The organism is Rhizobium sp. AQ_MP (genome assembly GCF_014237835.1).
Classification (GTDB): domain Bacteria; phylum Pseudomonadota; class Alphaproteobacteria; order Rhizobiales; family Rhizobiaceae; genus Allorhizobium.
On sequence record NZ_JACJVI010000005.1, the window covers coordinates 319,588 to 326,589 of the forward strand.

7 protein-coding genes are annotated in these 7,002 nt (G+C 62.3%); 6 read left to right on the forward strand and 1 reads right to left on the reverse strand.

The window, feature by feature from the left end; genetic code table 11:
- Window positions 1–115: 115 nt before the first annotated feature.
- The 5 genes from tmk to H6M51_RS11255 all read left to right on the forward strand — a co-directional run bounded on the left by tmk (window position 116) and on the right by H6M51_RS11255 (window position 5,178).
- Window positions 116–811, forward strand: a complete 696-nt coding sequence (gene tmk, locus H6M51_RS11235; protein WP_185809925.1) for a dTMP kinase — start codon at window positions 116–118, stop codon at window positions 809–811.
- On the forward strand, window positions 808–1,833 hold the full coding sequence (locus tag H6M51_RS11240) for a DNA polymerase III subunit delta' (RefSeq protein WP_185809926.1): 1,026 nt from the start codon (window positions 808–810) through the stop codon (window positions 1,831–1,833). The genes tmk and H6M51_RS11240 overlap by 4 nt, the downstream gene beginning before the upstream one ends.
- Window positions 1,834–2,005: 172 nt before the next feature.
- The gene (metG, locus tag H6M51_RS11245; protein ID WP_185809927.1) at window positions 2,006–3,559 is read left to right on the forward strand and encodes a methionine--tRNA ligase; all 1,554 of its coding nucleotides are present in this window, start codon (window positions 2,006–2,008) and stop codon (window positions 3,557–3,559) included.
- Between the two features lie 4 nt (window positions 3,560–3,563).
- Complete coding sequence (locus tag H6M51_RS11250; RefSeq protein ID WP_185809928.1) at window positions 3,564–4,349, forward strand: TatD family hydrolase; 786 nt, start codon at window positions 3,564–3,566, stop codon at window positions 4,347–4,349.
- A gap of 10 nt (window positions 4,350–4,359) precedes the next feature.
- Window positions 4,360–5,178, forward strand: coding sequence for an MBL fold metallo-hydrolase (locus H6M51_RS11255; protein WP_185809929.1), 819 nt, complete (start codon window positions 4,360–4,362; stop codon window positions 5,176–5,178).
- 57 nt (window positions 5,179–5,235) lie between these two features.
- On the opposite strand, the gene H6M51_RS11260 is transcribed toward H6M51_RS11255, so the two are convergent.
- Complete coding sequence (locus H6M51_RS11260) at window positions 5,236–5,388, reverse strand: hypothetical protein (protein ID WP_185809930.1); 153 nt, start codon at window positions 5,386–5,388, stop codon at window positions 5,236–5,238.
- 312 nt (window positions 5,389–5,700) lie between these two features.
- Here H6M51_RS11260 and H6M51_RS11265 point away from each other — a divergent pair, with 312 nt between their 5' ends.
- Window positions 5,701–6,840, forward strand: a complete 1,140-nt coding sequence (locus H6M51_RS11265) for an HPP family protein (protein WP_185809931.1) — start codon at window positions 5,701–5,703, stop codon at window positions 6,838–6,840.
- Window positions 6,841–7,002 lie beyond the last annotated feature (162 nt).

The following is a 7,002-nucleotide window of genomic DNA, read 5'->3' on the forward strand; positions in this document are numbered from 1 at the left end:
ATTTGCAAGGCTGCTGTTCTTCGCGGTTTCGCGTGGCATCATCTTGGTTTAGAGCCGTAGGCAGGTCCTGAAGGGCAAAGAGTTCAGACGCCCCAGGCGGGAAGTAGGCAAGGCATTGGCGACGGCGCGCGGATTGTTCGTGAGTTTCGAGGGAGGCGAGGGGGCCGGGAAATCGACCCAGATCCGTCTGCTCGCCGAAAACTTGCGCGCGGCCGGCCATACGGTGGTCACAACCCGCGAGCCCGGCGGATCGCCGGGTGCGGAGGCTTTGCGGCATGTGCTGCTGTCGGGTGCGGCCGAAGCCTTCGGCGTGCGGATGGAAGCGCTGCTGTTTGCCGCTGCCCGGGCCGATCATCTCGACTGCGTCATCCGACCGGCGCTTGCGCGTGGCGAGGTTGTGCTCTGCGACCGCTTCGTCGATTCCTCGCGGGTGTATCAGGGGGTGACCGGCAACATAGAGCCGCCGCTGATGGCCGCCCTCGAGCGCGTCTCGATCGGCGGGACGATGCCCGACGTGACGCTGGTTCTTGATCTGCCGGCGGAGATCGGCCTGCAGCGGGCGCGAAGACGAGCGGGCGAAGAAACCGAGGGAGCGTCACCCGACCGCTTCGAGAAGGAAAAACTCGAGATCCACGAGAAGCGCCGGCAGGGCTTCCTCGATATTGCCTCGCGTGAGCCGGATCGCTGCCGGGTTTTGGACGCATCGCTCGACAAGGGGCGGATTGCACGCGATATCCTCGCGGAGGTGCAGCTGGTCATCGCCAGGCTTCAAGGCTCGCGCCATGACGGCGGGCAGGCGGCGCGACCATGAGCGAGGAGAGGGCAGGGCTGCTCGACGGAGCGATCGCACCCGTCAGCAATGTCAGGCTTTTCGGGCATGAGGCGGCGGAAGAGTTTCTGGCGCGCAGCTATCGCTCGGGCAAGGGACACCATGCGATCCTGATCGAGGGACCGGAGGGGATCGGCAAGGCAACGCTTGCCTTTCGTTTTGCCAACCACATCCTGCGCCATCCTGATCCCGCGACAGCACCGGAGGTGATTGCCGATCCCGATCCCGCCCATCCGGTGACCCGGCAGCTGGCATCCGGGGCGAGCCACAATCTCCTGCATCTGTCGCGGCCGGTGGATGAAAAGACGGGACGCATCAGGACCGCAATCACGGTCGACGAGGTGCGCAAGGCCGGGCATTTCTTTGCCCAGACATCGGGGACGGGCAACTGGCGCATCGTGATCATCGATCCTGCCGACGATCTCAACCGCAATGCCGCGAACGCCATCCTGAAGATCCTCGAGGAGCCGCCGAAGCGGGCGATGTTCCTGGTTCTCTCCCATGCGCCGGGCAAGCTCTTGCCGACCATCCGCTCGCGCTGCCTGCCGCTCAAGCTGCAGGAGCTCTCGCCGCAGGCGATGGATCAGTCGCTGGGGCAGCTGGGGCTTTCCATTCCCGCCGACAAGCGCGAAACAGTGCTGTCGCTTGCCAAGGGCAGCGTGGCGCGAGCGCTGAAGCTGGTGAATTACGGCGGTGCCGACATTCTCGATGCTTTCGAGCAGATGCTGGCCGCCTCGGGGCCGGCGCAGAGGAAGCTTATGTACAAAATCGCCGAGGCACTCTCGGGCAAGGACAGCGAGGTTGCCTTCGGCTTCTTTGTCGAACATCTCGGCGATCATCTGGCCGAGACCGCGCGCCGCCTGGCACTCTCGGGCGATCTTGCCGCGGCGGAGCATTATGCGCGGCTGACATCCGTGATCAACGAGCAGCTGACCGTCGCCTCAGCCTATAATCTCGACCGCAAGCAAACCATGCTCGACGTGCTGGCGGCGATCGTGCGCTGAGGGCGGCGCGATCGGCTTCGTGGCGCTGCAGCAAAACGGATGTTCCTAAAGCCGCCGGAATGTTTTAAGAGCGTTCGACCCCATTTGTTTTTGCCGTTCATGGCCGGATCTACCGTGCCGCCATTGTCCGGCCCCAAGACAATCGCAACCGACGAAAAGACAACAAGAAGCCATGAGCGATCCCTTCTACATCACCACTGCCATCTCCTATCCGAACGGCAAGCCGCATATCGGCCATGCCTATGAGCTGATCGCGACCGACGCCATGGCGCGGTTCCAGCGGCTCGATGGCCGGGATGTGTTCTTCCTGACGGGCACGGATGAACACGGGCAGAAGATGCAGCAGACGGCGCGCGCGGAAGGCATTTCGCCGGAGGAACTTGCCGAGCGGAACTCCAACGAATTCCGCGAGATGGGCAAGCTGCTCAACGCCTCGAACGACGACTTCATCCGCACGACCGAGAAGCGCCATCACGAGACGGTGCAGGAAGTCTGGCGGCGGATGGAGAAGAATGGCGACGTCTACAAGGGCGGTTATGCCGGCTGGTATTCGGTGCGCGACGAGGCCTATTACCAGGAAGAGGAAACCGAGCTGCGCGCCGATGGCGTGCGCTACGGGCCGCAGGGGACGCCGGTCGAATGGGTGGAAGAGGAGAGCTACTTCTTCAAGCTCTCCGCCTATGAAGACAAGCTCCTCAAGCTTTACGAAGAGCAGCCGGATTTCATCGGCCCGAACGAGCGCCGCAACGAGGTCATTTCCTTCGTCAAGTCGGGTCTCAAGGACCTGTCGATCTCGCGCACCACCTTTGACTGGGGTATCAAGGTGCCCGGCGACGACAAGCATGTGATGTATGTCTGGGTCGATGCGTTGACCAACTACATCACCGCGACCGGCTATGTCGAAGATAAAAACGGCCCGCGTGCCAAATACTGGCCGGCCGACGTGCATATCATCGGCAAGGACATCATCCGTTTCCACGCCGTCTACTGGCCGGCCTTCCTGATGTCGGCGGGCCTGCCGCTGCCGAAGCGCGTCTACGCCCATGGCTTCCTGCTCAACAAGGGCGAGAAGATGTCGAAGTCGCTCGGCAATGTCGTCGATCCCGTGAACCTCGTGAACCATTTCGGCCTCGACCAGGTGCGCTACTTCTTCCTGCGGGAAGTCTCTTTCGGCCAGGACGGCAGCTATTCGGAAGAGGGCATCGGCACACGCATCAATGCCGATCTCGCCAATGGCATCGGCAATCTGGCCTCGCGCTCGCTCTCGATGATCAACAAGAACTGCGAGGGCAGGGTGCCGACACCCGGTCCGCTCACCGCAGAAGACGAGGCGATCCTGAAGATTGCCGACGAGGCGATCGACATCTGCCGCGAGGAGATGGGCAAGCAGCAGATCCACAAGGCGGTCGCTGCCATCATCAATATCGTCAACGAGGCAGACCGCTATTTCGCGGCGCAGGCGCCGTGGGTGTTGAAGAAGACCGACGAGGCGCGCATGGGCACGGTGCTTTATGTGACCGCTGACGTCGTGCGCCAGATCGCGATCCTGTTCCAGCCGATCATGCCTGAAACCTCGGCGAAGATCCTCGATCTCGTGGCTGTGGCAGAGGAAGACCGCGTGTTTGCGAAGCTCGGTGCCGCCGGTCGGCTGCAGCCGGGCACGGAACTGCCGGCGCCGTCGCCGGTTTATCCGCGCTACGTTGCCCCGGATGCGGGCAAGGCCTGAGACGATGTTGATCGATACCCATTGCCATCTGGACTTCGCCGACTTCGACAGCGAGCGCGACGAACTTGTCACGCGCGCCCATCAGGCGGGCGTGAAACAGATGGTGACGATCTCGACCCGGGTTCGCAAGCTTCCGACGCTTTTGGCGCTGACCGAGCGCTATCCGAGCGTTTTCTGCTCGGTTGGCACACATCCGAACAATGCCGGCGACGAGCTGGATGTGACGGCGGACGAGCTGGTGCGGCTGGCGGAAAGTCATGAGAAGATCGTGGCGATCGGCGAGGCCGGGCTCGACTATTTCTACGACACGCAGAAGCCTGCGGACCAGAAAACGGGCCTGATCCGCCATATCGAGGCGGCGCGGCGCACGGGGCTACCGCTCGTGATCCACAGTCGCAGTGCCGACGAGGACATGGCCGATATCCTGACCGAGGAAACAGGGAAGGGCGCCTTCCCTTTCATTCTGCATTGCTTCTCGTCCGGGCAGGCTCTGGCCGATACCGGCGTCGCGCTCGGCGGCTATGTTTCCTTCTCCGGCATCGTGACCTTTCCGAAATCGGAAGAGCTGCGCGAAATCGCGAAAAGCGTGCCGATGGACCGGTTGCTGGTCGAGACGGATGCGCCGTATCTGGCGCCGAAGCGCTGGCGTGGAAAACGCAACGAGCCGTCCTATGTGGTGAACACGGCGGAGGTTCTGGCGGAGGTGAAGGGCGTGAGCTACGCGGAGATGGCTGAGATTACGACCGAGAATGCCTTCCGCTGCTTCTCGAAAATGCCGCGGGTGGCTTGAGGGAGCTTTGATGAAGGTCACGCGCCGGTTCACGCTGCTCGGTTGTTCCTCGTCTCCCGGCGTGCCCAGGATCAATGGCGACTGGGGCAATTGCGACCCGAATAATCCGCGCAATCGCCGGACGCGTGCCTCCTTCCTGATAGAGCAGATCGGGGCTGATGGCGGCAAGACGGTTGTCGTCGTCGATACCGGCCCGGATTTTCGCGAGCAGATGATCCGCGCCAAAGTCGAGCGCCTCGATGCCGTCGTCTACAGCCACGCACATGCCGATCATCTGCACGGCATCGACGATATCAGAGGCTATTTCATAACGCAGAAAAACCGGATCCCGATCTATGCGGAGCCGTTCACCATGGCCCGGATCGAGGAAGGTTTCGGCTATTGCCTGAAGACGCCGCCCGGCAGCAGCTATCCGCCGATCGTCGCGCCGGTGGTGGTCGAAAATCTGGCCGAACCGATCGTCATCGATGGGGCAGGCGGTCCCATTCCGCTTCTACCGCTCCTCCAGCAGCATGGGGATATCATCTCGCTTGGGCTGCGAATCGGCGACGTGGCCTATTGCTGTGATGTCTCCGACTTCCCAGAGGAAACCGTCGCCCAGCTGTCAGGCCTTGAGCTGCTTTACCTCGACGCGCTGCAGTACCGGCCGCATCCGAGCCATCTCTCGCTCGAACAGGCACTCGGCTGGATCGAGCGTCTGGCGCCCAAACACGCGGTTCTGACCCATATGCATACGCCGCTCGACTATGAAACAGTCATGGGAGAGACGCCGCCGCATGTCGAGCCGGGCTACGACGGACATACTTCGGAATTTCATATAGATACATGAAATAATTAATCCCATTTTTCAGCAGACCCCTACAGGGCATTGCTGACGCGTGCTTTTTTATCCTGCGATCACTTCCATTCTCGTCAGATAGACGAGGAATGAAACGATGGCGAAGGTCAGCAGGGGCTGTCGCATGATGGGTTGACTGACCAGTCTGGGGATCGTGGCGCCGGCAAGTGCGGTCAACCACCCACCAGCCCATCGTTTCATGCATCAGCACCAGTCCTGCGCATACGATGCCCACGGGCGGCGAGACCAACCGTGGTTTGGCGTAGCATGAGCGCCGCACTCGGCAGACTGGCGGCGCAGGCAGTGACAAGCAAAAGCGGTTCAGATCCATGGGTGCTCCGTGCGGACGGGATCTGAAGAGCGAGCCTTGTGCCATTGCAGCCTGGATGGCGAGGGGACCCGGAATGCCGCCTGCGACACACGTGGTCTCCGCCACGCCGGGAAGGCACAGGTTGCCTTGCCGCAATTTTGGGCTTAGTGCGGAAAACATAAGCAAGTGGAGACTCTTCCGCGATGAACTTCATGCGCACTACGCATCTGCGGCAGATCGCCCGCTGGCTCGCAGATCGGCCCGTCTTCGCGCCGATCCTGACCGGCGCGACGTTTGGCGACCGGCTGATCGGTTGCCTGGGTGCGCTGATCGGCATCTGCCTCACCGGGCTGGTCTGCAGCCTGGCGATCGGCGGAGATCCTGAGATTCCGCTGATTGTAGCGCCGATGGGCGCTTCGGCGGTTCTCTTGTTTGCCGTTCCTGCAAGTCCGCTTGCGCAGCCATGGCCGATTGTCGGCGGCAATACGATCTCCGCACTGGTCGGCGTTGCCGTCGCGCAACTGGTGTCCGACCCGCTGCTGGCCGTGGGGCTCGCTGTTTCGCTTGCCATTCTCGCGATGTCGCTGACGCGGTCGCTGCATCCGCCGGGTGGCGCAGCCGCGCTGACTGCGGTCATTGGCGGTGCAGCGGTATCCAGAGCAGGCTTCTGGTTTCCGCTTGTGCCCGTCGCCATCAACGCGCTCATACTGGTCGCTCTGGGCGTCCTGTTTCACCGGCTTGCCGGCCGACGTTATCCGCATCGCCCGGCCGCTGCACCCGTCAACCAGCATGAAACAAAGGACCTGCCGCCGGGTCTGCGCGTCGGCTTCACCAGCGCCGACATCGATGCCGCAGTGGCCAAGTTCCACGAAACTCTGGATGTAAGCCGAGCCGATCTCGATGTTCTCTTGCGCGAGGTCGAGCAAGAGGCGCTAATGCGCCAGCACGGCGCGCTGTCTGTCGCGGATGTGATGTCACGCGATGTGATCACCGTGGCCGCTGACGAAACACCGGATGAAGCCCGCCGACTTCTTCTGCTGCACAAGGTCCGGACGCTGCCGATCCTTGACAGCGCTGGTCGGCTGGCGGGTCAGGTTGGACTGCGCGAACTTGCCGCGGCTTCGGATGCCGAGCGGCTGCCGATCGCTGATGCCGTAACCGCCACGCCGACGGAACCGGCGGTCGGCTTGCTGCCAAGGCTGACGGATGGTCTCAGCCACATTGTCGTCGTGACCGACGATGATAGGCACGTGCTGGGGGTCGTGTCGCAGACCGATCTCCTGGCCACGCTGGCGCGAAGCCTGTCACACGGTGCCGGCGTTACGGCGAAAGCGGCGGGTTGAACCGCAAAGCGGCCGGCAAATTCAGGCCGGATGCAGCGAAGGCCATATCGGATAGTTCCATAATCCATCTTATGCGATCTTTGTCTGTAGGGGCTATTTAGTAATGCGACAGTTGGGCCAGTTAGAGATGCGACAGCCTCGCCTCTTGATGCACTGGTCAAT

Coding starts and splice junctions, on each gene's coding strand:
- H6M51_RS11265 (WP_185809931.1), top strand. CDS start 5,701: ATGAACTTCATGCGCACTACGCATCTGCGGCAGATCGCCCGCTGGCTC.
- H6M51_RS11250 (WP_185809928.1), top strand. CDS start 3,564: ATGTTGATCGATACCCATTGCCATCTGGACTTCGCCGACTTCGACAGC.
- metG (WP_185809927.1), top strand. CDS start 2,006: ATGAGCGATCCCTTCTACATCACCACTGCCATCTCCTATCCGAACGGC.
- H6M51_RS11260 (WP_185809930.1), bottom strand. CDS start 5,388: ATGAAACGATGGGCTGGTGGGTGGTTGACCGCACTTGCCGGCGCCACG.
- H6M51_RS11255 (WP_185809929.1), top strand. CDS start 4,360: ATGAAGGTCACGCGCCGGTTCACGCTGCTCGGTTGTTCCTCGTCTCCC.
- H6M51_RS11240 (WP_185809926.1), top strand. CDS start 808: ATGAGCGAGGAGAGGGCAGGGCTGCTCGACGGAGCGATCGCACCCGTC.